Origin of the sequence: Roseomonas sp. AR75 (assembly GCF_005222815.1) — a bacterium.
Lineage (GTDB): Bacteria > Pseudomonadota > Alphaproteobacteria > Acetobacterales > Acetobacteraceae > Falsiroseomonas.
On the sequence record NZ_STGB01000005.1, the window covers coordinates 52590 to 76183 of the forward strand.

Here is a 23594-nt window from a genome sequence, read left to right on the forward strand (position 1 = left end):
GTGACCGCGGCCAGCAAGCAGGCTGCCGCGAACCGCACGGAGACGCCCGATGGACGCAGCCCCCGCCCGCCACCCCGCGCTCGGTCTCGGCTTCGACGTGGAGGCCATCCTGGCGGGGTTGCGGCCCTGGGTAGAGTGCGAATCGCCCACCTTCGACGCCGCCGCGGTGAACCGCATGATGGAGCTGGCGGGGCGCGAGATGGCGCTGATCGGCGCGCGGGTGGAACGGATCGCCGGGCGGATGGGCTTCGGCGACTGCGTGCGCGCGCGCTTCCCCCACGCCGCGGGGGAGGCCGCGCCGGGCATCCTGGTGCTGGCGCATCTGGATACCGTGCATCCCGTCGGCACGCTGCAGAAACTGCCGTGGAAGCGCGAGGGCGGCACGGTGCGCGGACCGGGCATCTTCGACATGAAGGGCGGAACCTACCTGGCGGTGGAGGCGATGCGGCGCCTCGGCCTGGCGGGCATGGCGACGCCGCTGCCGGTGACCTTCCTGCTGACTTCGGATGAGGAGGTGGGCAGCCCCTCCACCCGCGACCTGATCGAGGCGGAGGCATCGCGGGCGAAGTTCGTGCTGGTGCCGGAACCGGCGCGCGCCGATGGCGGCGTGGTCAGCGGGCGCTACGCCATCGCGCGCTTCAGCCTGCGCACCACGGGCCGACCGAGCCATGCGGGATCGACGCTGTCGGAAGGGCGCAGCGCGATCCGCGAGATGTGCCGCCAGGTGCTGGCGATCGAGGCGATGACGACGGAGGACTGCACCTTCTCCGCCGGCGTGATCCGCGGCGGGCAATGGGTGAACTGCGTGGCCACGCATTGCGACCTGGAAGTGCTGAGCATGGCCAAGCGCCAGGCCGACCTGGATGCCGGCGTGGAGCGGATGCTGGCGCTGAAATCCTCGGTGCCGGACGTGCTGCTGGAGGTGAAGCGCGGCGTGACGCGGCCGGTGTGGGAGCCGGATGGCGGGGTGATGGCGCTCTATGCGCGTGCGCGCGGGCTGGCGCAGTCCATCGGCTTCGACATCGCGCATCAGAGCAGCGGCGGCGGTTCGGACGGCAACTTCACCGGCGCGATGGGGGTGCCGACGCTGGACGGTCTCGGCGTGGGCGGCGCGGGGGCGCATACGCTGGACGAGCACATCACCGTGGGCAGCCTGGTGCCGCGCGCGCGGCTGCTGGCGGGGCTGTTCGCGACGCTGGCGTAGGCGACTTCCGGTTGCAAGCGCCGCCGTGCGGGCGATAGGGTTGCCCCGACGGAAGATGGGGAGGGCGTCATGCCGGTGCCTGGCGGATATGGCTCACCATCGCCGTTGTTGTCGCGCGCGGTGGAGGAGGCGCGACAGAACGTCGCGAACTCCGTGAACGGGCTGAACGTGGATGAGCAGACGGCCAACACGCTGGGCGTGGGCGGCATCTGCTCGGGCATCGCGATCAGCTGGGTGATCATGTTCCTGAACAACGTCCAGGAGGCCAAGAACCGGGCAGGCTTCGAGAGCGTGTTCACGGTGCTGCGTTATCAGGGCGCCTATTTCCAGGAACTGGACTACGCGGCGACAGGCTCCGTCGCGGATGCGGAGCGCTACAACAAGGTCGCCAAGCACAACATGCGCGCCCTGCCGGAAGTGGCAGCAAGCGACGTCAACACGGTGGCGGTGCCGACACCGTCGCATTGGGCGGCGGTGCTGGAGATCTGGGGCCACAGCATCGGGGTCGGCGCGTATTCGGGCGAGTATTTCATCATGGACCCGAATTTCGGCCTGTTCCGCTACACGAGCTTCATTGCCTACCGGGCGGACCTGAAGCAGCTCGTCGAGGCGCGGCGCGTGCGCAAGCTGATGGGTCCGACCGACACGGTGCGATTCTACTTCTTCGTCCGGGCGGCCTGATCGGCCGGTCGCCCCTGGCGCGGGCCGCGGTTGCGGGCGGACGTTGACGCGGCGCCGTTGCGGGAGTGCGATGACGGCGGGGGCGCGCCTGATGCCCCGATCAGGGATGGAAAGGGCCAGGACATGACGATCCGCCGTCGCGCGATTCTCGCCGGCGCCGCGCTGGGCGCGCTCGCCGCACCGACCACGCTGCGCGCCCAGGCCACCGTGGTGCGCTGGGGCGATCTGCTGCCGGCGAACCATCCGCAGGTGCAGATGGTCGAGCGCATCGCGGCGGAGGTGCGCGACAAGACCGGCGGCCGCGTGCAGATCCAGGTGTTCCCGGCGGGGCAGCTCGGCAGCGGGCGCGACATGATGGAGGCGGTCTCGGCCGGCGCGCTGCAATTCACCACCGATGGCGCGGGCGCGCTCGGCGCCTTCCTGCCGGCGCTGACGCTGATCGAGGCGCCGTATCTCTGGCGCGACGCGGCGCATCTGGCGAAGGTGGCGGGCACGCCGGTGTTTGCGCGGATGAACGACGACCTCGTCTCCCGCCGCGGCATGCGGATGCTGAACGTCACCTATTACGGCAAGCGGCATCTCACCTCCGGCAGCCGGCAGGTGCGCAGCCCCGCGGACATGCAGGGCTTCCGGCTGCGCGTGCCGCCGGTGGACGTGTTCCGCGCCATGGCCGAGGCCTGGGGCGCGCGCGCCACGCCGATCGCCTTCCCCGAGCTGTATCTGGCGCTGAGCCAGGGCGCGGTGGACGGGCAGGAGAACCCGCTGCCGACGATCCAGTCGGCCAAGCTGTTCGAGGTACAGAAATTCCTGGTGCTGACCGAGCACATCATCACGCCGCGCATCATCATCGTGAACGACGGCTTCTGGCGCGGGCTGCGCGGACCGGACCGCGAGGCGATGCAGGCCGCCATGGCCACCGCCGCCGCCTGGCAGGACCAGGAGCTGCTGAGGCAGGAAGCCGGCGCAGTGGCGGAGCTGCGCGGCGCGGGGATGACGGTGGTGGAGCCGGACATTGCCGCCTGGAGCGCGCCGGTGCTGGCGAAGGTGCCCGCGCAGTTCGAGAGCCGCTGGGGCCGCGGGGCCTTCGATGCGCTGAAGGCGCTGTAGTGGCGCTTGGGGCGGGTGACGGGCTTCCCCCACCTCGACCCTCCCCCGCGGGCGCGGGGGAGGGAGTAGGCAAGGCGATCGACGGCGCGCTGCGCGTCGTCGCGGTGCTGCTGCTGCTGTCGCTGCTGCTGGCGGTGATGACCGGCGTCGTCTCCCGCCAGCTCGGCGATCCCGTGAGCTGGTCGGACGAGGCGGCGCAATACCTGCTGGTCTGGACGGGATTTGCGGGCTGGATGATCGGCGCGCGCCGGCGCGACCACATCCGCATCGGTGCCTTCGTGGACCTGCTGCCCGGCGGCGCGCGACGCGCGGCGGAAGCGGCGATCCAGTTGCTCTGCGCCGCCTTCGCGCTGGCGCTGCTGTGGTGGGGCTGGCCGCTGATCGAGCGGAACTGGGATGTCGAATGGGTGAGCCTGCCGTTGCCGGCGGGGCTGCTCTACGTGCCGGTGCCCTTCGCCGCGGCGCTGCTCGCCGGCCAGGCGATGCTGGACTGCGCCAACGCGCTGCGCGCGCCGCGATGACGGAGACGATGGGGTGGATCCTCGGCGGCTGGCTGCTGGCGATGCTGGCGGGCGTGCCGCTCTATGCCACGATGGGGCTGGCCTGCTTCGCCTTCGTGTTCCTGGCCGGCATCAATCCCGCCATCGTGCCGCAGAAGATCGGCCAGGCGGCGAATTCCTTCCCGCTGCTGGCCGCGCCGCTGTTCATCCTGATGGGCAACATCATGAACGCGGCGGGCATCACCGACCGCATCTTCGGCTTCGCCCGCGTCTGCGTCGGCTGGCTGCGGGGCGGGCTTTGCCATGCCAACATCCTCGCCAGCGTGATCTTCGCGGGCATGTCGGGCTCGGCGGTGGCGGATGCGGGCGGCGTCGGCACGCTCGAGATCAAGGCGATGAAGGACGAAGGCTACGACGCGGAGACGGCAGCGGCGATCACCGCGGCGTCCGCGACCATCGGGCCGATCATCCCCCCTTCCCTGCCGATGGTGATCTATGGCGTCTCGGCCGATGTCTCGATCGGCGGGCTGTTCCTGGCGGGCGTGATCCCGGGCCTGCTGATGGCGGGATCGCTGATGGCGATGGTGACCGTGGTGGCGCGGCGGCGCGGGCTGGAACGCTCGCGCTTCCCGGGGCTGCGCGACCTGGGCGTGGCCTATGCCCGCGCGCATTGGGCGCTGATGACGCCGGTGATCCTGTTCGGCGGCATGATCGCCGGCATCTTCACGCCGACCGAGGCGGCCGCCGTCGCGGCGACCTATGCGCTGTTCCTCGGCCTGTTCGTGTATCGCGACTTCCGGCTGCGCGACCTGCCGGACCTGATCGTGGAGACCGTCAACACGACGGGCGTGGTGCTGGCGCTGGTGATGACGGCGGCAGCGCTGGGCTGGTGCCTTTCCATCTCCCGCATCCCGCAGACCATCGGGCCGATGATCGTGGACCTCGTCGGCAATCCGCTGCTGTTCCTGCTGGCGGTCAATGTCTCGCTGCTGCTGGTCGGCTGCTTCATGGAAGCGCTGGCGGCGATGCTGATCCTGATCCCGATCCTGACGCCGGCGGCGGCGCAATTCGGGATCGACCCCGTGCATTTCGGGCTGATCTTCGTGCTGAACCTGATGATCGGCACGGTGACGCCGCCAGTCGGCGTGGTGCTGTTCGTGACCTCGAAGATCGCGGGGATCAGCTTCGCGGCGATGTCGCGTGCCATCCTGCCTTGGCTGGTGCCGCTGGTCGGCGTGCTGCTGGCGACGACGCTGTTCCCGCCGCTGGCGACCTGGCTGCCGAACCTGGTGATGGGGCGCTGACGCCTCGCCGCTACAGAAAACGTGCGCGCAGGTCCACGCTGCTCTCGCGGCCGAGTTTCTCGAAGTGCTCGGTCAGCCACTTCTCCGCGGCGTCGCGGCCATAGCCCTTCAGCGTCTGCAGGAAGCTCCAGTCGCCGTTCAGCTTGGTCGAGAGCTTGAACTGGCGCATGCGCTCCTCGTCCTCGATCACATGCAGGAACAGGCGGCGGTAGCGCGGCTGCTCCAGGCGCCCCGCGTCCAGCAGACGCTGCACGAAGTCGATCGCGCGCATCTCCGCCATCAGGGAGGCGTTGAAGCTGATCTCGTTCAGGCGATTGGTGATGTCGGTGGGGTGAGTCGGGAGTTCCTCGCGCACGGTCGGGTTCAACTGCACCAGCACCAGGTCGGGCGCGCCGCCCTGCTCGTAGAGCGGCCAGAGCGCGGGATTGCCGAGATAGCCGCCATCCCAGAAGGGTTCGCCGTCGATCTCCACCGCCTTGAAGAATTGCGGCAGGCAGGCGGAGGCCATGATGACTTCCACCGTCACCTCCTCCCGCGTGAAGACGCGCGGCTTGCCGGTGCGGACGGAGGTGGCCGAGATGAAGAGCTTCGGCCCCTTCCCCGTGCGCAGCACCTCCGGGTCGATCGCCTCGGCCAGCACCGCGCGCAGCGGGTTCCAGTCATAGGGCGTGGGGTTGATCTGATAGGGCGAGAGCACGCGGGTCAGCGTCTCGAAGGTCTGGTAGGCGAAGGACCAGGTGAGGTCGTGGCCCCAGATCGCCTTCTCGATCGGCGTGTTCTGCAGCGGCGAGATCGCCAGCCGCGCCGCGGCATCGCGCCAGAGGCGGTCGAGCGCGGCGCGCGCGCCGTCGCGCCCGCCCTCGCAGAGGCCCTGCACGAAGACCGCCGCGTTCACCGCGCCGGCGGAGGTGCCGGAGACGGCGTCGAATTCCAGCCGGTCGTCCTCCAGCAGGCGTTCGAGGACGCCCCAGGTGAAGGCGCCATGCGTGCCGCCGCCCTGCAGCGCGAGATTGAGGCGCTTGAGGGCGGGGGGCCTGCTGACGGCGGGGCGGGAGAGGGGCGCGCTGCCGGCGCGGGTGTCCGCGGCCTCGCGGAGGAATTCGTCCTCGATCATACATCGCCCTCAGACGCCGGGCGCGGCCTCCGGCCGCTTGGCTCGCGCGCCGGCCACGGGCGTTCTTGCCGGCAAGCGCGGTCTGGGCGCGGCGGCCGTTCGGCCGCTCGGCACGCGCGCTGCGCGTGCCGCCTGAAATCTGCCCTCACTGCGCGATCCAGCCGCCGTCGATGGACAGGGCGGAGCCGTTGATGGAGCCGCTGTTGGGGCCGGCGAGATAGGCGGCGGCCTCGGCGATCTCCTCGACCTCCACCCATTTCTTCGTCGGCTGGCGTTCCAGCAGATGGTCGGTCAGCGCGACCTCCTCGCTGACGCCGTGCTTCTCGGCGAGCGGCTTCACCTGCGCCTCCGCCAGCGGGGTGCGGACGAAGCCCGGGCAGATCGCGTTGCAGGTCACGCCGGTGCGCGCGACCTCCAGCGCCACGGACTTGGTCAGGCCCAGCACGCCGTGCTTCGCCGCGACATAGGCGGTCTTGAAGGGGCTCGCGACCAGGCCGTGCGCGCTCGCCACGTTGATGATCCTTCCCCAGCCATTCGCCTTCATCGCGGGCAGCGCAGCCTTGATGGCGTGGAAGTTGGAAACCAGGTTGATCGCGATCACCCGTTCCCACTGCTCGTCCGGGAAATCCTCGATGGGCGAGACATGCTGGATGCCCGCATTGTTCACGAGGATGTCGCAGGCGCCGAGCGTCGCCACGCAGGAGGCGATCATGGCGCGGATCTCGGCGGGCTTCGACATGTCCGCCGGCGAATAGGGCGCCTCCGCCATGCCCATGGCGGCGCCGATCTCGGCGCGCACGCGCGCCACGTCCTCCGGCTTGCCGAAGCCGTTCAGCATCACCTTGGCGCCATCCGCGGCATAGCGGCGCGCGATGGCCAGCCCGATGCCGGAGGTGGACCCGGTGATGACGGCGATGTGCCCGTCCAGCGGCCTGGCCATGAGAGGGGGTTCCTCGTTCTTGTACTCTTCTGCACCGCAGCAAACTGCCGCGGTGGCGGAGGGTTGCTCAGGGCAATCGCCAGAGCAAGCCGACAAGACGTTTCGAGAAGGTTGAAAGAAGTTTCGGCGCGTAGAAATCGCCCGCCGCGCGCTTCGCCGCCTCGGCCAGCGTCGGATAGGGCAGCACCAGGCCGGCCAGCGCGGAGAGCGGCAGCTTCCGGCCGATCATCAGGCCGAAGATCCCGGCCATCTCGCCGGCATGCGGCCCGAGGATGCCGGCGCCGAGCAGCTTCCCCTTCGGGCTGACCACCAGCTTGACCAGCCCGTCCTCGATCCCTTCCGCCACGGCCCGGTCGGTCTCCGGCAGGGGAAAGCGGTAGGGGCGCGGATCGAGCCCGGCTTCCAGCGCCTCGGCCTCGGTCATGCCGACCTGGGCAAGTTCCGGGCCGGTATAGGTCACGCGTGGCAGGGCGGCGTAGTCCACCTTGGCGGGCAGGCGGAACAGCATGCGCCGGGCCAGCACGCCGGCATGCTGGGATGCCACATGGGTGAAGGCGCGCGGCCCGATGCCGCGGGGATCGGCGATGTCGCCGACCGCCCAGACGCGGCGGTTGGAGACGGAGCGGAGGCCCGCATCCGTCGCGATGCCCCGCGGCGTGGCCTGGACGTTGGCGGCGGGCAGGTCCAGCCCCTTCAGCCGCGGCGCGCGGCCCACCGCCAGCAGCAGGTGGCTGCCCTCGATGCGGGTGCCGTCCTCCAGCAGGGCGGCGAGGCCGGGCCCGGCGTGCTCGACGCGGGCGAGCCTGGCGCCTTCCCGCAGGTCCACGCCTTCGCGCAGCAGCACGCGGCGCAGCCCCTCGGCCAGTTCGGGATCGTCGCGGCCGGCGATGCGGCCGGCCTCGATCACCGTCACGCGGCAGCCGAGGCGGGCATGGGCCTGCGCCATCTCCAGCCCGATCGGGCCGCCGCCGAGGATCAGCAGGTGCTCCGGCTTCTCCTCCAGCGTGAAGATCGTCTCGTTGGTCAGCCAGGGAACCGGGCCGAGGCCGGGAATGTCGGGGACGATGGCGCTGGAACCGGCAGCGATGACGCAGCGCCGGAAAGTCAGGCGCCGGCCGCCGGCCTGGATCTCGTCGGGGGCGGTGAAATGGGCGGAGGCGCGGATCACCTCCACCCCCATGCCGCGGAAGCGGGCTTCCGAATCGGTCGGCGCGATGCGGGCGATGGCGCCCTGGACATGGGCGCGGACGGCGGCCCAATCGACCTCCGGCGCGGCGACCCGCACGCCGAAGCGATGCGCCTCCCGCACGGCGGCGGCGGCGTGGGCGGCGGCGAGCAGCGCCTTGGAAGGGACGCAGCCATGGTTCAGGCAGTCGCCGCCCATCTCCGCGCGCTCGACCAGCGCCACCTTCAGGCCGAGCGCGGCCGAAAGCGCCGTCACCGAGAGGCCGGCCGCGCCGGCCCCGATCACCACCAGGTCGAAATCGGGCATGCGTCTTTCCTTGGTGGGCGGTGATTAGCGCAGCCCCGCGGGCCGGCCCAGGCCGCGACGGGGGAGAAGGTCGGTTGACGGGGGGCGCCCCCGCTTCCTATACGTCCCAGCCTTCGCCGGGGCATGCGCCAGTTATCTTGCGCCTGCCGCCGGCGGACGCATTTGCAGGAAGATCAGCCGGGTCGCCCGGCCGCCCTGGCCCCGGCCGGCGGCCTCGCCCGGACCCGCGGGAGTCGTATCGTGAAGCGTACCTACCAGCCTTCGAAGCTCGTCCGGAAGCGCCGGCATGGCTTCCGCACCCGCAGCGAGACGGTGGGCGGCCGCAAGGTTCTGGCCAACCGCCGCGCCAAGGGCCGCAAGCGCCTCTCCGCCTGACCGGCCGGGTGCGGGGCGTGCCATGCCGGCGCGACCGCCGCGCCTGAAGCAGCGTCGTGAGTTCCGCCGCGTGGCCGAGAAGGGCCGGCGGGCGGCGCGGCCCGGGCTTGTGCTGCAGGCGCTGCCAGCGCCGGACCGGCCGCTGCGCGTGGGCTTCACCACCACGAAGAAGATCGGCAACGCCGTGGTGCGCAACCGTGCCCGGCGTCGGCTGCGCGAGGCCGCGCGGCTGCTGCTTGCCGGGTCCGGCATCGAGGGGTTCGAGCTGGTGCTGATCGGACGCGACGCCACCGCGACACGCGATTTCGCAGCCCTGGTCGGCGACCTGCGCGGCGCGCTGCGGCAGGCCGGGGTGCAGCCGGCCGAACAGCCTGCCGAGGCCGCGCCATGACCCCGCAGCAGCACCTGCTGCGCGGTGCGATCCGCACCTACCAGCTCAGCCTGCGCCCGATCATCGGCTGCAACTGCCGCTTCTATCCGCATTGCAGCGAATACGGGCTGGAGGCGGTGGCGACGCATGGCGCGCTGAAGGGCGCGTGGCTGACCGGGCGCCGCATCCTCCGCTGCAACCCCTGGCATCCGGGCGGCTACGACCCGGTGCCCCTCCCCGTTCCCGCCGGCCCGCTGGCCGGATCCTGCCCCGGCCTTCCGCCCGGGACGAAAGGTTCTCCCCTTCCGTGATGGACCAGAAGCGCCTCTTCGCCGCGATCGCGCTCTCGATCGGCATCCTGCTGCTGTTCGACCTGTGGAGCCGACCCGAACGGGAAGCGCAGCAGGCCAGGCTGGAGCAGCAGCGCACCGCGCAGCAGGCGGCGCCCGCACCATCCGCGGCGACGCCCGCGGCACCGGCCTCGTCCGCCGCAGCGCCCGGCACGACGACGGGGGCCGCAGCCGCCACCGCCACCACGCCCGAGCAGCGCCTGGCAGTCGAGAACCCGACCCGCGTGCGCGGCACCGTCAACCTGCGCGGCGCCCGCTTCGACGACCTGGTGCTGAAGCGCTACCACGAAACCGTCGACCGCAACTCGCCGCTGGTGCGGCTGCTCGCGCCGCGCAGCGACGGCCATCCCTATTTCACCCAATGGGGCTGGAGCGCGGCGGATGGCCGCACAGCGGTGCCGGGCCCGGACACCGACTGGACGGTAGAGGGCGGGCCGCTGGCGCCCGACAGCCCGGTGACGCTGCGCTGGACCAACGAGACAGGGCAGGAATTCCGCATCCGGCTCGAGATCGACGCGGACTACATGATCACCGCCACCCAGACGGTGGCGAATCGCGGCACGCAGGCGGTGGAGCTGCTGCCCTGGACGCGCATCCGGCGCGAGCGCACGCCGCAGACCGCCGGCTTCTTCATCCTGCATGAGGGCTTCACCGGCGTCCTGGGCGGGCGCCTGCACGAGTGGACCTATGCCGATGCGAAGGAGGAGGCGCAGCGCCGCAACGGCCCCGCCTTCGAGGAGGAGACGGCGGGCGGCTGGGCCGGCTTCTCGGACAAGTACTGGCTGACGGCGCTGACGCCGGCGGACCAGTCCACGCGCGTCCGCACCGCCTATCGCTGGGTTTCGGAGCTCGGCCAGGATCGCTGGCAGGTGGACATGACGCTGCCCGCCGCGCAGGCCGTGGCACCCGGCGCCGAGGCCGCCTTCGCCACCCGCACCTTCGCCGGCGCGAAGGAGGTGAACCTGCTGGATGCCTATGAGGAACGCTACGGCATCCTGGATTTCTGGAAGGCGATCGACTTCGGCTGGTTCTGGTTCCTGACCAAGCCCTTCTTCGCCGTGCTGCATTTCCTGGGCGTGACGCTCGGCAATTTCGGCGTCGCCATCCTGGTCTTCACGCTGGGCCTGAAGCTGCTGTTCTTCCCGCTGCAGAACAAGGCCTACAAGTCGATGGCGCGGATGAAGGTCCTCGCGCCGAAGATGACCGAGATCCGCGAGCGGTACAAGGACGACCCGGCCAAGGCGCAGGCCGAGATGATGGCGCTGTACCGCAGCGAGAAGGTGAACCCGGCCTCGGGCTGCCTGCCGATCCTGATCCAGATCCCGGTGTTCTTCGCGCTCTACAAGGTGCTGTTCGTCACCATCGAGATGCGCCACGCGCCGTTCTTCGGCTGGATCCATGACCTCTCGGCGCCGGATCCGACCAACCTGTTCAACCTGTTCGGCCTGCTGCCCTTCGACCCGATGCAGTGGTCGTCGCTGTTCCACATGCCTGTCTGGGCCATCCTGATGGGCATCACGATGTTCCTGCAGTTCAAGCTGAACCCGACTCCGCCCGATCCGATCCAGGCCAAGATCTTCGCCTGGATGCCGCTGATCTTCACCTTCATGCTGGCCTCCTTCCCGGCCGGCCTGGTGATCTACTGGACCTGGAACAACCTGCTCTCGATCTCGCAGCAATGGTACATCATGCGGCTGGACCGGCAGCGTCAGGTCAAGGCGGGCACCTACACGCCGCCGCCGAAGCCGGCGAAGGCGAAGAAGTGAGCGTCCCGGCGAAGGGGACGACCCCGCGGCCAGCCCAGCTGGCCGAGGCGCCGAACGGCGCCCGCCGCTTATGCGGCGAGCCAAGCCGCCGGAGGCGGCGCCCGGCGCTTGAGGGCACAGCATGACTCCGGGCGGGCTTCTCGAAGCCCGGGACGACGCGGAGCGCGAGGCGCTGATCGAGGCCGGGCGGAAACTCTTCGCCCGGCCTTGCCGCTTCTTCTACGCGGCGCAGAGCATCGACCAGCTGCCGCCGGTGACGGAGGTGCCGGAGGTGGCGCTGTGCGGGCGGTCCAATGTGGGCAAGTCGTCGCTGATGAACGCGCTGACGGGCCAGAACGCCCTGGCGCGCGTCAGCCACACGCCGGGGCGCACGCGACAGCTCAATTTCTTCGACCTGGCGGAGGGCAAGCTCACCCTGGTGGACATGCCGGGCTATGGCTTCGCGCAGGCGTCGAAGGCGGTGAAGGCGGATTGGCAGGGGCTGATGTTCGACTTCCTGCGCGGCCGCCCCTCGCTCCGCCGCGTGCTGCTGCTGATGGATTGCCGGGTGGAGACCAAGCCCGCCGACCGCGCCGCGATGGAGCTGCTGGGCGAGGCCGCGGTCGCCTACCAGTTCGTGCTGACCAAGGCGGATGCGGTGAAGCCGGCACAGCGTGAACGGCGCATCGAGGAGGTGCAGGCGCTGGCCCGCAAGCAGACCGCTGCGCATCCGCTGGTGATCGTGACCAGCAGCGAGACCGGCGAAGGCATTCCCGAACTGCGCGCGGAGCTGGCCGCGCTGGCGGCGGCGTAGCGCGATGGCGAAGCGCGCCGGCCGCATCCGCGTGGGCATCGCCGGCTGGGTCTTCCCGCCCTGGCGCGGCAGCTTCTATCCGAAGGGGCTGAAGCAGAAGGACGAGCCGGCGCATGCCGCGCGCGCCTTCTCGACGCTGGAGGTGAACGGGACCTTCTATTCCATGCAGCGGCCCGAGACCTTCGCCGCATGGGATGCGGAGACGCCCGGGGATTTCGTCTTCACGCTGAAGGGCCCTCGCTACATCACCCACATGAAGCGGCTGAAGGAATGCGGCCCGGCGCTGGCCAATTTCCTGGCAAGCGGCGTGCTGCGGCTCGGGCCGAAGCTCGGGCCGATCCTGTGGCAGTTGCCGCCCAACATGGCCTTCGAGGCGGAGCGGCTGGAGGCGTTCCTGGCGCTGCTGCCGCATGACCGCGAGGCGGCGGCGAAGGTCGCGGCGCAGCACGAGGACCGCATGCAGGGCCGCGCCTGGCTCGATCCCGGCGCCGCGGGACCGGTGCGCCACGCACTGGAAGCGCGGCACGAAAGCTTCACCGATCCGGCCTGCCTGGCACTCTGCCGGAAGCACGGCGTCGCGCTCGCGATCACCGACGGCATTCCGGACTGGCCGCAATTCCGCGAGCTGACGGCGGATTTCGCCTATCTGCGCCTGCACCTGTCGGATGCGCAGGAAGCGGGCTACGACGCGGCCGCCATCGCCGCCTGGGCGAAGCAGGCGCAGGAATGGGCGAAGGCGGGCCGCGACGTGTTCGTGGTGTTCGATGCGGCCGGCGACGAGACGGTGAAGGTCCACACGCCTGCCAATGCCGCGGCGATGCGCAAGGCGTTGGGCGACCTGCCCTGACGAACGGTGCCAAACCCCCACACGGTGCGCAGCCCCCACCCCGACCCTCCCCCGCAAGCGGGAGAGGGAGCCGATGGCGCGCTCCCTTGACCCCCGGGCCGCTGCCTCCTATCCGCGCGGCGTTCCAGGGGACGCCGCTGCCATGACCGACGACGCGCTCGACCAGATGGCGATCCTCGCCGGCGCGCTGCCCTTCCTCAAGCGCTACGACGACCAGATCGTGGTGGTTAAATACGGCGGCCACGCCATGGGCGAGGAGGAGACCGCGCTGCGCTTCGGCCGCGACATCGCGCTGCTGGAGCAGGTGGGCGTGAACCCGGTGGTGGTGCATGGCGGCGGGCCGCAGATCAACGCCATGCTCAAGCGGCTGAACGTGAAGTCCACCTTCGTGCAGGGGCTTCGCGTCACGGATGCGGAGATGCTGGACGTGGTCGAGATGGTTCTCGCCGGCCCCGTCAACAAGCAGGTCGCGGAGGCGATCACGCGCGCCGGCGCCATGGCCGTCGGCATCTCCGGCAAGGATGGCGGGCTGATCCGCGCGCGCAAGCTGACGCGCACGGTGCGCGACCCCGGCAGCAACATCGAGCAGGTGCTCGACCTCGGCTTCGTCGGCGAGCCGGAGGAGGTGAACCCGCGCGTGCTGGAGTTGCTGATCGGCGCGGACATCGTGCCGGTGGTCGCGCCCGTGGGCGTCGGCGCGGATGGGCAGACCTACAACATCAATGCCGACACGGTGGCGGGCGCCATAGCCGGCAAGCTGCGCGCCGAGCGGCTGCTGATGCTGACCGATGTGCGCGGCGTGCTGGACCGGGACGGCAAGCTGATCCCGGAGATGACCGTGGGCGAGGTGCGGCAGGGCATCGCCGATGGCTGGATCTCCGGCGGCATGATCCCGAAGGTCGAGACCTGCATCTATGCCGTGGAGCGCGGCGTGAAGGGTGCCGTGATCCTGGATGGCCGCGTGCCGCATGCGGTGCTGCTGGAACTGTTCACCGATGGCGGGGCCGGCACGCTGATCAAGCCGTGAAGCAGTGTTTCGCGACGGAAGGCTTGCAGCCGGGCGAAGGCGGGTGGATCGTTCCGCGCAGCCCAGGAGTCCGCTGACCATGCACAAGCCGATCCTTGCCGCCGCCGTCGCGGTGTCCATGCTGGCGGGCGGCGCCGCCTTTTCCCAGAAGGGGCCGCAGCAGCAGCAGGCCGCGCCGCAGTCGCGCTTCCCGCCCAAGGCGACGGCGGGCAGCCAGCAGCCGGAATGGCAGGCCGAGCCCCGCTACGGCACGCTGAACCTGAATGTCGGCTTCGAGCCCGATCCGCGCACGGTGGAGGTGGATGCCGGCGGCGATCGCCAGCCCGCGGGCCTCGGGCAGGATTGCCTCGGCTTCATCGACTTCTCGCGGCCGGATGTCGACCTGAACTATTCGCCGGGCCAGGGGCAGTATCCGCTGTTCATCTCCGTGGTGTCGCAGGCGGATACGACGCTGGTGATCAATGACCCGCAGGGGCGCTGGTTCTGCAACGATGACCTGGACGGGGTGAACCCCGGGATCGTCTTCCAGCAGCCGGCGCATGGCAACTACAACATCTGGGTCGGCACGCTGGACGCGGGGCCGACGCAGCGCGCGACGCTGCGCATCTCGGAAGTGCCGCCGCAGCGGTAGGCTTCGTTTCGGGGCAGGTTGCGCTGCCCCCACCCCAACCCTCCCCCGCATGCGGGGGGTTCGACGCCAAAGGCGTCGGACGCCAGAGTAGCGGCGGCCGAGGCCGCAGCTTACGACGGCTGGGCTTACGGGCCTGTCCACCACAGCGCCGCCGCGCGCCCAGGCGCGATCACCACGATGGCGTTCTGGCGAAACCGCCGTGCGAGCACCGCGATCTTGCGCGGGTCGCCGCGCACCAGCAGATGCCGCTCCCACCAGCCGTCGGCGCGGCCGATCCCCTCGGCCAGCACCCTGCCCCGCGCAGCATCGCGCATCCGCGCCAGCATCCGGTCATTCCAGCCTTCCGGCTTCCGGCGGCTGAACGGATTCCACGCCGTGACGAAGGCCGCGGAGCGCAGGCGGTGGCGGCGCAGCAGCGCATCGAAGTGCGGGCTGCGCGCGCCGATGCGCACGCTGATGCCGCCGGCTTCGTAGTCGCTGCGGAGATAGGCGGCGCGCATCAGTCGAGCGCGAGAAGCTGGCCCTTGAGATAGGCGCTCTCGGGCAGGGCGGGATGCACGGGATGGTCCGGCCCGGCGCCGACACTCGCCAGGATCCGGGCGCGGCGATGCGTACGATGCACGCCCCAGGCCACGGCTTCGCCGAAGTCGGCGGGGCCGACATGATGGCTGCAGGAGGCGATGAAGAGGATGCCGCCGGGCGCGGTGATCGTCGCCGCAAGTCGCGCGAGCTTGGCGTAGCCGCGCAGCGCGGCGGGGATGTCCTTGCGCGTCTTGGCGAAGGCGGGCGGGTCGGCGACGACCACCTCGAAGCGGCGGCCGCTGGCAGCCATGCGTTCCAGATGCTCCAGCGCCTCGGCCTTCAGCGGCGTGACTCGGTCGGCGAAGCCGGCGCGGGCGGCGGCCTGCATGGCGAGGTCGAGCGCATGCTCGCTGCGATCGAGCAGCGTGACCGCGGCCGCGCCGGCCTGCGCGGCGGCCAGGCCGAAGCCGCCGAGATGGCAGAAGGCGTCCAGCACGGTGCAGCCCTTGGCCAGCCGCGCGACCATCAGACGGTTCGGCCGCTGGTCGAAGAACCAGCCGGTCTTCTGGCCATCGAGCAGGTCCACCGGGAAGGACAGGCCCGCTTCCTCCACCGTCGCGCTGCCGTCCGTGCCGTGCAGCAGCGAGACGCCTTCCTCCAGCCCCTCCAGCTTGCGCACGGCCGAATCATTGCGCGCGACGACGACACGCGGATCGAGCAGTTCGCGAAGCGCGGCGAGGACATCCGGCAGCGCGCGGTCCATGCCGGCGGTGTTGGCCTGCACCGCCAGCGCATCGCCGTAGCGGTCCACGACAAGGCCGGGGAGGCCATCGGCCTCGGCATGGACCAGGCGGTAGAAGGGCGCGTCGAACAGGCGCTGGCGCAAGGCCAGGCAGGCGGCCAGCTTGGCGCGGAACCAGGCGGCATCGCAGGGCGCCGCGGGGTCGGGATCGAGGAAGCGCGCGGCGATCAGGCTGTGCGGGTTGAAGTGCCAGGCGCCGTGCTTCACGCCGTCATCGCCTTCCAGGCGCACGACGGTGCCAGGCGGGATCTCCCGCAGCCCGGGACGCGCGAAAATCTCGTTCGAGAAGGCCCAGGGGTGGCCCGCCTTCACGCGGCGGTCGGCGCCGGGGTTGAGACGCAGCAGCGGTCTGTCCATGCGCGGGCTTATGCGGCGATCACCCCCGTATGGCCAGCACCACGCCGGAGATGGTGAGCGACAGCGCGATCAGCTCGCGCGCGCCGAGCGGCTCGCCGAGGAAGATCGCGGCGGTCGCGACGCCGACCACCGGCGTCAGCAGCGTGCCCGCCGCGGCCGCGGAGGCCGGCAGGCGCTTCAGCGCGGCGAACCACGCCAGGTAGCAGAGGCCGAGCGGGCCGATGCCGCCATAGAGCAGCAGAAGCCAGGACCGGCCGGAGAGTTCCGCGAAGGCCACGCTCTCGAAGATCAGCGCGCAGACAAGCAGCGGCGTGCAGCCGATGCCGGTCTGCCAGGCCACGAGCGCCGCGGGCGGCAGCGCCACCGGCCAGCGCTTGGTGATGACGGTGCCGAGCGAGAACAGCACGGCGGCGGAGAGCGCGAAGGCCGCGCCGGGCAGCTTCTGCAGCCCCGCCTCGATGCCGTTGCCCAGCACCAGCACCGCAAGCCCGGTGAAGCCGATGGCCAGCGCGACGATGCGGCGCGCGGTGATGCGCTCGCCCAGCACCAGCCAGGCGAAGATCGAGGCCCAGACGGGCATGGTGTAGCAGACGATCGTCGCCTCCCCCGCCGCCAGCCAGAGCAGGGAGAAGGTCGCCAGCCCCATCCAGGCCGTGACGTTCAGCAGCGATGCCAGGATCAGGCGGGGAATGAGCGCGCGCGGCACGGCGAGCGATTCGCCGCGGCGGACCGCGATCAGCGCAAGCAGCGCGACGCCGACCGCGGCGGTGATGGCGCGGATGGAGAAGGGCGGGACCTCCGCCAGCAGCAGCTTCATCGCCGGCCAGTTCACCCCCCATCCGATGACGGTGACGAGGAGGAGGAGCAGGCCGGTGGTGTCGGGAGATTGCCTGCGCTCGGATCGCATCAGCGCCCCGCCCCCCTCACCCAACCCTCTCCCCCCTGAGGGGGGAGAGGGCAAGGAGCCGCGGAAGAGGGCGGCTCAATCGGCGAAATCAGGTTGTTCCTTCGCCAGGATGCGCTTGATGCTTTCGAGGTGCAGGCGCGCGCTGTCGCGGTCGCCTTCGCGCATCTGCGCATAGGTCTTGGCCGCCATCGCCGGCGGCACGGGCTTCAGCGTGCGGCCGGTGGAGAGCGCGAGCCGCTGCGCCTCCGCGGCGCGCTCCAGATAGTACAGATCGTCCCAGGCCTCGGCGGCGTTCGCGCCGACCACCATCACGCCGTGGTTCTTCATGAAGACGATGTCGGCATCCCCGATGGAAGCGGCGATCCGGTCGCCCTCGTCGGTGTCGAGCGCGAGGCCGTTGTAGTCCTCGTCCACCACGGTGCGGCCGTAGAATTTCAGCGCGCTCTGCCCGGCCCAGAGCAAGGGCGGGCCGTCCAGCATGGCGAGGCTGGTGGCGTTCGGCATATGCGTATGGAAGCAGGCCTTGGCGCGCGGCACGTTCCTGTGCACGCGGGCATGGATGAAGAAGGCGGTGGCCTCGGGCACGCCCTCGCCGGCGATCACGTTGCCGGCGTAGTCGCAGACCAGCAGGCGGGAGGCGGTGACCTCGGCGAAGGCCCAGCCATAGGGGTTCACCAGGAAGAGGTCGTCGCGGCCGGGCACGACAAGCGAGAAGTGATTGCAGATGCCCTCATGCATGCCGAGCCGGGCTGCCATGCGGAAGCAGGCGGCGAGATCGATGCGCGCCTGGCGCACGGCTTCCGCATCCAGCTCGGAATTGCGAAGCAGGGCGGGGGCGGCGGGCGCGCCTAAGGCGTGGGCCATGGTGTCGTTCTCCTCGCCCCGATGAATCGCAGGCCGGCGCGCCGGCGGCAAGGAGTGTTCCCATCATGTCGGACCCGATCAGCGCCTTTCCCGTTCCCGACCTCGCCACGCTGCCCGAGGATGTCCGGGCGCGCATCGAGACGGTGCAGCAGAAATCGGGCTTCGTGCCGAACATCTTCCTGGCGCTGGCCTGGCGGCCGGAGGAGTTCCGCGCCTTCATGGCCTATCACGACGCGCTGATGAACAAGCGCGAGGGGCTGAGCGCGGCGGAGCGCGAGATGATCGTCGTCGCCATCTCCATCGCCAACCAGTGCCAGTATTGCGTGGTGGCGCATGGCGCGATCCTGCGCGTGCGGGCGAAGGATCCCGCGATCAGCGAACTCGTCGCCGCGAACTGGCGCAAGGCGCGGCTGCCGGCGCGGCAGCGGGCGATGCTGGACTACGCGACGAAAGTGGCCGCCACGTCGCACCTGGTCTCGGCTGCGGACCGGGACGCCGTGCTCGCGGCGGGCTTCACGCAGGACGAGCTGTGGGACATCGGCGCCATCGCCGCCTTCTTCTCGATGTCGAACCGGCTTGCCAATGCGATGGACCTGCAGCCGAATCGCGACTTCCAGGGGATCGGACGATGAGCGGCACGAACCAGCGGATCGACGGGAAGCGCCTTTGGGACAGCCTGATGGCGATGGCGGAGATCGGCGCCACGCCGAAGGGCGGCGTGAAGCGGCTGACGCTGACCGAGGTGGACAAGGCGGGCCGCGAGCGATTTTCCGCGTGGTGCGAGGCGCTGGGCCTGACGGTGCGCGTGGACGCCATCGGCAACATGTTCGCCCGCCGCGAGGGGCGTGATCCGACGCGCAAGCCGGTGCTGTTCGGATCGCACCTCGACAGCCAGCCCAGCGGAGGAAAATTCGACGGCGCGCTCGGCGTGATCGCGGGGCTCGAGGTGATGCGCACGCTGAACGACCTCAACATCACGACGGAAGCGCCGCTGGAACTGGTGAACTGGACCGACGAGGAAGGCAGCCGCTTCGGCCATTCGCTGATGGGCAGCGGCGCCTGGGCCGGCGTCTATCCGCTGCCGAAGGTCTACGGCCTGCAGGACGTGGATGGCGTGACGGTGGAACAGGCGCTGACCGCCATCGGCTACAAGGGCGAGCACAAGGCCGAGCCCTTCCCCGCCGACGCCTATTTCGAGCTGCATATCGAGCAGGGCCCGATCCTGGAGAAGGAGGGCAAGCAGATCGGCGTCGTTACCGGCGCGCAGGCGCAGGTGTGGTGGGATGCCCGCATCGTGGGCCAGGACAGCCATGCCGGCACCACGCCGCCCTATGCGCGCAAGGACGCGCTGGTCGCCGCGGCGAAGGTGATCGCGCTGGTGGACCGGCGCATGCGCGAACGCGGTGACGATGGCCGCGGCACAGTCGGCTTCCTCAAGGTCGTGCCCAACAGCCGCAACGTGATCCCCGGCGAAGTCCTGTTCAGCGTGGAGTTCCGCCACCCGGACACGGCGCAGATCGAGCATCTCGCGGCAAGCTTCCCGCCGGAGGCGATGGCGCTGGCGGAATCCACGGGCTGCCGCCTGGAGCTGACGGAGCTGTTCCGCTTCGCGGCCCAGCCCTTCGACGCGGATTGCGTCGCGCTGGTGCAGCAGGCCGCCGACCGGCTGGGCTTCCCCTCCCGCCGCATCGTCTCCGGCGCGGGCCACGATGCCGTCTATGTCGCGCGCAGCGTGCCGACCGCGATGATCTTCACGCCCTGCAAGGACGGACTCAGCCACAACGAGGCGGAGAGCATCCTGCCGGAAGAGGCCGAGGCCGGCTGCCAGGTGCTGTTCGAGGCGGTGGTCGCGCGCGCCAACCGCGCGGTGTGAGGGGCGCTCAGCGCGCGGAAGCGCGCCGGATCGCCTTCTCCGCCTCGATCGCCAGCAGCAGCAGCAGCCCCGCGGCGCCGGCGATCGCCAGGGTCGGCACATCGAGCGCGGCGGTGCCGAAAGCCGCCTGCAGCGGCGGCGCGTAGGTGAGCAGAAGCTGGGCCACGGCGACGATGCCGATGCCGATCCAGATCGCCTGCGTGCCGCGGAAGCCTTCGGCCGAGAAGCCGCTGCGCAACGACTGCCGCACGGCGAAGAGATAGCCGATCTCCATCGCCACCACCGCGTTCACCACCAGCGTACTCGCCGCCTGCGGCGTCATTCCCGCGGCGAGCGCCCAGCGATCCAGCGCGAAGGCGATGCCGGCCATCAGCACCGAGACCAGCGCGACGCGCCACAGCAGCAGCCGGTCCAGCAGCGGCGCGCCGGGCGGGCGCGGCGGCTGCGCCATCACATCCTCCTCCGGGGGCTCGAACGCCAAGGTCAGGCCGAGCGCGACGGCGGTGACCATGTTGATCCAGAGGATCTGCACCGGCGCGATCGGCAAGGCGAGGCCGAGCAGCAGCGCGGCGATCACCACCAGCGCCTCCCCGCCATTGGTCGGCAGCGTCCAGGCGACGACCTTGCGGATGTTGGCGTAGACGGTGCGGCCTTCCCGGACCGCCGCGGCGATGGAGGCGAAGTTGTCGTCGGCAAGTACCACATGCGCCGCCTCCTTCGCGGCTTCCGTGCCCTTGCGGCCCATCGCCACGCCGACATCGGCGCGCTTCAACGCCGGCGCGTCGTTCACGCCGTCGCCGGTCATCGCCACCACCGCGCCGCCTTCCTGCAAGGCTGAGACCAGGCGCAGCTTCTGCTCGGGGCTGACACGCGCGAAGACATCGGTGGTGAAGGCGGCGCGGCGCAGCCCATCCGCATCCAGCGCGTCCATCTCCACCCCGGTCAGCGGCTCCGCCGTGTGGGCAAGGCCGAGCGCGGTGGCGATGGCGCGCGCGGTGCCGGGATGGTCGCCGGTGATCATCGCCACCCGGATGCCGGCGGCGCGGCATTCGGCGACGGCGGCGATCGCCTCCGGCCGCGGCGGATCGAGCAGCCCGACGAGGCCGAGCAGCGTGAGCCGCGGCAGCGTGGCGATGGCGAGATCGCCGGCCGTGCCGGGCCGCGCCTCGGCCAGCGCAAGCACCCGAAAACCCCGTACGGCGAGGTCATGCGCCGCCTTCTCCCACCGCGCGGGGTCGCCTTCGCAGCGCGGCAGCAATGCCTCGGGCGCGCCCTTCGCCGCCAGCAGCGGGCCGTCCTCGTCCTCATGCAGCGTCGCCATGAAGCGGTGCTGCGCGTCGAAGGGGATCGCATCATGCCGCGGCAGGTCGCCGGAGAGGCCGGCACGCGCGGCGAGTGCGAGCAGCGCGCCCTCCATCGGGTCGCCCAGCACCTCCCAGGCGCCATCCGCGCGCTGCACCAGCGCCGCATCGTTGCAGAGCGCGCCGATACGGGCGAGCGCGGCGAGGTCCGCCAGGGCCTGCTCGCCCGGCGCGCCGCCATCCGGCGTCGTGATGCGCGCCGCCGGGCCGTAGCCCTCGCCGTCGACGCGCAGCGCGCCGGCTTGCGTGACGACGGCGCCGGCCACCATCTCGTTGCGGGTGAAGGTGCCGGTCTTGTCGGAGCAGATCGTGCCGACGGCGCCCAGCGTCTCCACCGCGGGCAGCCGCCGGATGATGGCGTTGCGCGCCGCCATGCGCCGCACGCCGACCGCGAGTGTCACGGTCAGCACCGCCGGCAGGCCTTCCGGAATCGCGGCGACGGCCAGCCCCACCACCGCCATGAAGGCTTCCGTCGCGTCGCGCCCGGTGGCGATGGCGAAGCCGAAGGCGGCGGCGGAGACCAGCAGGATCACCAGCGTCGCCCAGCGCGCGAAGCGGTCCATCTGGCGCAGCAGCGGCGTCTTCAGCGTCTCCACCGTGGCCAGCAGGGTGCTGACATGGCCGATCTCGGTGGCCGCGCCGGTGCCGACCACGACGCCGCGCCCCTGCCCCGCCACGACGAGCGTGCCGGAGAACAGCATCGGCGCGCGCTCCGCCAGTGGCGCAGCCGCGGCGACGGGCGCGACCGCCTTGCTCGCCGGCACCGATTCGCCGGTGAGCATCGCCTCTTCCGCGCGTAGCGACCGCGCCTCAAGCAGGCGGATGTCGGCCGGCACGCGGTCGCCGGGCTCGAGCAGCACGATGTCGCCAGGCACCAGCTCCGCCGCGTCCAGTGCCTGGCGCGTGCCGGCGCGCAGCACCGTGGCGCGCGGCGCGAGCAGGTCGCGGATGGCATCCAGCGCGGCTTCCGCCCGGCCCTCCTGCACGAAGCCGACGATCGCGTTCAGCACGACAACCGCCAGGATGACCGCGGCATCCAGCCAATGGCCGAGCGCCGCGCTGATCGCGGCGGAGCCGAGCAGGACGTAGATCAGCAGGTTGCGGAACTGGTCGAGGAAGCGCGTCAGCGCGCCGCGGCGCGGCGGCTCCGGCAGCCGGTTCGGGCCATGCCGCGCGCGGCGCGCCGCGGCCTCGGCCTCGTCCAAGCCGAGCGCGCCCGTGCCGAGACGCGCCAGCGCCTCGGGCGCGGGGATCGCATGCCAGGGCGGCGGATCGGGCTGCGCCCGCCGTTCCGCCATTCAGGGACCGAGGAGCGAGGCCGCGAGATAGGCCAGGACGGCCGCGGCGCCGCCGATGGCGAGGGATTGCAGCGCGACGCGCAGCGGCGGAAGGCCCCTGGCGCGCGCCTTGAGCCAGCCCAGGCCGAACAGCGCCGCGCCGGTCAGCGTGCAGGAGACGAGTAGCGCGGCCGACGGGCTGCCGAGCAGCATGTAGGGCAGCAGCGGCAGCAGCCCGCCCAGCGCGAAAGCGCCCCCGACGGTGGCGGCGGACTGGGCGGCGCGATGCGGATCGGGCTCGGTCAGGTCGAGCTCGAAGCGCATCATGAAGTCCACCCACTTCTTGCGGTCCGCGGCGATGGCGTCGACGGCCTGGCGCAGTACCTCCCCGCGCACGCCGTAGCGATGCAGGATCGCCGCGACCTCCCATTTCTCGCGGTCGGGATAGAGGCGGCTCTCCTCCTCCTCCCGCGCGCGTTCGGCGGCGTAGTGGCCGGCGTCGTTGCGGGCGCCGAGGTAGACGCCGAGGCCGAGCGCGACGCCGCCGGCGGCGGTCGCCGCCAGGCCGGCCTTCGCGATCAGCGGATTGGCGGCGGCGGCGCCGGCCAGCGCGGCAGCAAGCGCGAAGGGCACCACCATCCCCTCGGCGGCGCCGATGACGAGGTCGCGCAGAACGGGATTCTGCGCGAAGTGCTTCTCTTCATGGGGCGGGCCCGGCGGCATGGGCGGCAGGCCGTCGCGCGTCGGCTCGTCCAGGGTGGCGTCGGTCATGGCGCGGAGACTACGCGGAGGGTGCCGCCGCCGTCACGTCCGTGCGCGCGAAATCCTCGCCCTTGAAGAGCAGCGGCGCGCCGAGGCGCCGGGCGAGCGCGTAGGCGGCGCAATCAGCGAGGCTGATCTGCGCGGGATGCCCTCGGACACGCCCGCCTCGCGCGCGCTCTGCTCCAGGGCGCGCTGCACGGCGGTCGCGGGCGTGGTGCCCTGCGCGGCGGCCAGGCGCTGCGCCAGGCGCTCGGTCTCGGGGGGAAGGATCAGCATGGCCCCGCCAATCCAGTGCGGCGCCGCCCGGCTCGCCACCGCCGCCGCCGGCCCGGAGGCGCACCGATCCGCCGGCCAGCGGGTTGTCCGGG

At 71.3% G+C, this 23594-nt stretch carries 25 protein-coding genes; 15 read left to right on the plus strand and 10 right to left on the minus strand.

All coding sequences use genetic code 11. The features are described 5' to 3' along the window. The first annotated feature begins 49 nt into the window (after nucleotides 1-49). The 5 genes from E4T13_RS19895 (at nucleotide 50) to E4T13_RS19915 (ending at nucleotide 4796) form a co-directional block, all read left to right on the plus strand. Nucleotides 50-1204, plus strand: a complete 1155-nt coding sequence (locus tag E4T13_RS19895; RefSeq protein ID WP_137180101.1) for a M20/M25/M40 family metallo-hydrolase — start codon at nucleotides 50-52, stop codon at nucleotides 1202-1204. Nucleotides 1205-1273: 69 nt separating this feature from the next. Then, a complete protein-coding gene (locus tag E4T13_RS19900; RefSeq protein ID WP_137180102.1) occupies nucleotides 1274-1885 on the plus strand; it encodes a hypothetical protein in 612 nt (203 codons plus the stop codon). 123 nt (nucleotides 1886-2008) lie between these two features. Continuing rightward, nucleotides 2009-2992: a DctP family TRAP transporter solute-binding subunit gene (locus E4T13_RS19905; RefSeq protein WP_137180103.1), complete on the plus strand. Its 984-nt coding sequence runs from the start codon at nucleotides 2009-2011 to the stop codon at nucleotides 2990-2992. Further along, the gene (locus E4T13_RS19910; protein WP_206030256.1) at nucleotides 2992-3513 is read left to right on the plus strand and encodes a TRAP transporter small permease; all 522 of its coding nucleotides are present in this window, start codon (nucleotides 2992-2994) and stop codon (nucleotides 3511-3513) included. The genes E4T13_RS19905 and E4T13_RS19910 overlap by 1 nt, the downstream gene beginning before the upstream one ends. After that, nucleotides 3510-4796, plus strand: coding sequence for a TRAP transporter large permease (locus tag E4T13_RS19915; protein ID WP_137180104.1), 1287 nt, complete (start codon nucleotides 3510-3512; stop codon nucleotides 4794-4796). Before E4T13_RS19910 ends, E4T13_RS19915 begins: the two co-directional genes overlap by 4 nt. Nucleotides 4797-4806: 10 nt before the next feature. Here the strand turns inward: E4T13_RS19915 and E4T13_RS19920 are convergent, their stop codons facing one another. The 3 genes from E4T13_RS19920 to E4T13_RS19930 form a co-directional block, all read right to left on the minus strand. After that, the gene (locus E4T13_RS19920) at nucleotides 4807-5910 is read right to left on the minus strand and encodes a patatin-like phospholipase family protein (protein WP_137180105.1); all 1104 of its coding nucleotides are present in this window, start codon (nucleotides 5908-5910) and stop codon (nucleotides 4807-4809) included. Between the two features lie 145 nt (nucleotides 5911-6055). Then, nucleotides 6056-6850, minus strand: a complete 795-nt coding sequence (locus E4T13_RS19925) for a 3-hydroxybutyrate dehydrogenase (protein WP_137180106.1) — start codon at nucleotides 6848-6850, stop codon at nucleotides 6056-6058. Nucleotides 6851-6917: 67 nt separating this feature from the next. Beyond that, nucleotides 6918-8342, minus strand: coding sequence for an NAD(P)/FAD-dependent oxidoreductase (locus tag E4T13_RS19930; RefSeq protein WP_137180107.1), 1425 nt, complete (start codon nucleotides 8340-8342; stop codon nucleotides 6918-6920). A 240-nt stretch (nucleotides 8343-8582) separates the two neighbouring features. On the opposite strand from E4T13_RS19930, the gene rpmH reads away from it, so the two are divergent. From rpmH to E4T13_RS19970, 8 genes are all read left to right on the plus strand, one after another. Next, a complete protein-coding gene (gene rpmH / locus E4T13_RS19935) occupies nucleotides 8583-8717 on the plus strand; it encodes a 50S ribosomal protein L34 (RefSeq protein ID WP_109870839.1) in 135 nt (44 codons plus the stop codon). A 22-nt stretch (nucleotides 8718-8739) separates the two neighbouring features. After that, complete coding sequence (gene rnpA / locus E4T13_RS19940; RefSeq protein WP_137180108.1) at nucleotides 8740-9108, plus strand: ribonuclease P protein component; 369 nt, start codon at nucleotides 8740-8742, stop codon at nucleotides 9106-9108. After that, nucleotides 9105-9398 carry a membrane protein insertion efficiency factor YidD gene (gene yidD, locus E4T13_RS19945; protein WP_137180109.1) on the plus strand — a complete coding sequence of 98 codons (294 nt, stop codon included), beginning with the start codon at nucleotides 9105-9107 and terminating at the stop codon, nucleotides 9396-9398. The genes rnpA and yidD overlap by 4 nt, the downstream gene beginning before the upstream one ends. Beyond that, a complete protein-coding gene (gene yidC, locus E4T13_RS19950; protein ID WP_137180968.1) occupies nucleotides 9398-11203 on the plus strand; it encodes a membrane protein insertase YidC in 1806 nt (601 codons plus the stop codon). The genes yidD and yidC overlap by 1 nt, the downstream gene beginning before the upstream one ends. 121 nt (nucleotides 11204-11324) lie before the next feature. Next, entirely contained in the window at nucleotides 11325-11996 is a 672-nt protein-coding gene (yihA, locus tag E4T13_RS19955) for a ribosome biogenesis GTP-binding protein YihA/YsxC (protein ID WP_137180110.1), read from the plus strand. Between the two features lie 4 nt (nucleotides 11997-12000). Next, nucleotides 12001-12843, plus strand: a complete 843-nt coding sequence (locus E4T13_RS19960) for a DUF72 domain-containing protein (RefSeq protein ID WP_137180111.1) — start codon at nucleotides 12001-12003, stop codon at nucleotides 12841-12843. Nucleotides 12844-12985: 142 nt separating this feature from the next. Next, nucleotides 12986-13870, plus strand: coding sequence for an acetylglutamate kinase (argB, locus tag E4T13_RS19965; RefSeq protein ID WP_137180112.1), 885 nt, complete (start codon nucleotides 12986-12988; stop codon nucleotides 13868-13870). 79 nt (nucleotides 13871-13949) lie between these two features. Then, complete coding sequence (locus tag E4T13_RS19970; protein WP_206030257.1) at nucleotides 13950-14501, plus strand: hypothetical protein; 552 nt, start codon at nucleotides 13950-13952, stop codon at nucleotides 14499-14501. 125 nt (nucleotides 14502-14626) lie between these two features. Here the strand turns inward: E4T13_RS19970 and E4T13_RS19975 are convergent, their stop codons facing one another. The 4 genes from E4T13_RS19975 to E4T13_RS19990 all read right to left on the minus strand — a co-directional run bounded on the left by E4T13_RS19975 (nucleotide 14627) and on the right by E4T13_RS19990 (nucleotide 17953). Then, nucleotides 14627-15001, minus strand: coding sequence for a DUF3293 domain-containing protein (locus E4T13_RS19975; protein WP_137180113.1), 375 nt, complete (start codon nucleotides 14999-15001; stop codon nucleotides 14627-14629). Next, the gene (locus tag E4T13_RS19980; protein WP_137180114.1) at nucleotides 15001-16182 is read right to left on the minus strand and encodes a class I SAM-dependent rRNA methyltransferase; all 1182 of its coding nucleotides are present in this window, start codon (nucleotides 16180-16182) and stop codon (nucleotides 15001-15003) included. Before E4T13_RS19980 ends, E4T13_RS19975 begins: the two co-directional genes overlap by 1 nt. Before the next feature lie 19 nt (nucleotides 16183-16201). Beyond that, complete coding sequence (locus E4T13_RS19985) at nucleotides 16202-17089, minus strand: DMT family transporter (protein ID WP_137180115.1); 888 nt, start codon at nucleotides 17087-17089, stop codon at nucleotides 16202-16204. A 75-nt stretch (nucleotides 17090-17164) separates the two neighbouring features. Next, entirely contained in the window at nucleotides 17165-17953 is a 789-nt protein-coding gene (locus tag E4T13_RS19990; RefSeq protein WP_137180116.1) for an aldolase, read from the minus strand. Nucleotides 17954-18018: 65 nt separating this feature from the next. Here E4T13_RS19990 and E4T13_RS19995 point away from each other — a divergent pair, with 65 nt between their 5' ends. Both E4T13_RS19995 and E4T13_RS20000 read left to right on the plus strand, forming a co-directional pair. Continuing rightward, entirely contained in the window at nucleotides 18019-18585 is a 567-nt protein-coding gene (locus tag E4T13_RS19995) for a peroxidase-related enzyme (RefSeq protein WP_137180117.1), read from the plus strand. Beyond that, entirely contained in the window at nucleotides 18582-19826 is a 1245-nt protein-coding gene (locus E4T13_RS20000) for a Zn-dependent hydrolase (RefSeq protein ID WP_137180118.1), read from the plus strand. Before E4T13_RS19995 ends, E4T13_RS20000 begins: the two co-directional genes overlap by 4 nt. A gap of 7 nt (nucleotides 19827-19833) precedes the next feature. Here E4T13_RS20000 and E4T13_RS20005 read toward each other — a convergent pair whose 3' ends face one another. The 3 genes from E4T13_RS20005 to E4T13_RS20015 are packed head-to-tail and all read right to left on the minus strand — an operon-like array spanning nucleotide 19834 to nucleotide 23502. Beyond that, nucleotides 19834-22485 carry an HAD-IC family P-type ATPase gene (locus tag E4T13_RS20005; RefSeq protein WP_137180119.1) on the minus strand — a complete coding sequence of 884 codons (2652 nt, stop codon included), beginning with the start codon at nucleotides 22483-22485 and terminating at the stop codon, nucleotides 19834-19836. Then, the gene (locus E4T13_RS20010) at nucleotides 22486-23235 is read right to left on the minus strand and encodes a VIT1/CCC1 transporter family protein (protein WP_206030258.1); all 750 of its coding nucleotides are present in this window, start codon (nucleotides 23233-23235) and stop codon (nucleotides 22486-22488) included. Between the two features lie 33 nt (nucleotides 23236-23268). Further along, a complete protein-coding gene (locus E4T13_RS20015; protein ID WP_137180120.1) occupies nucleotides 23269-23502 on the minus strand; it encodes a hypothetical protein in 234 nt (77 codons plus the stop codon). Nucleotides 23503-23594: the final 92 nt, after the last annotated feature.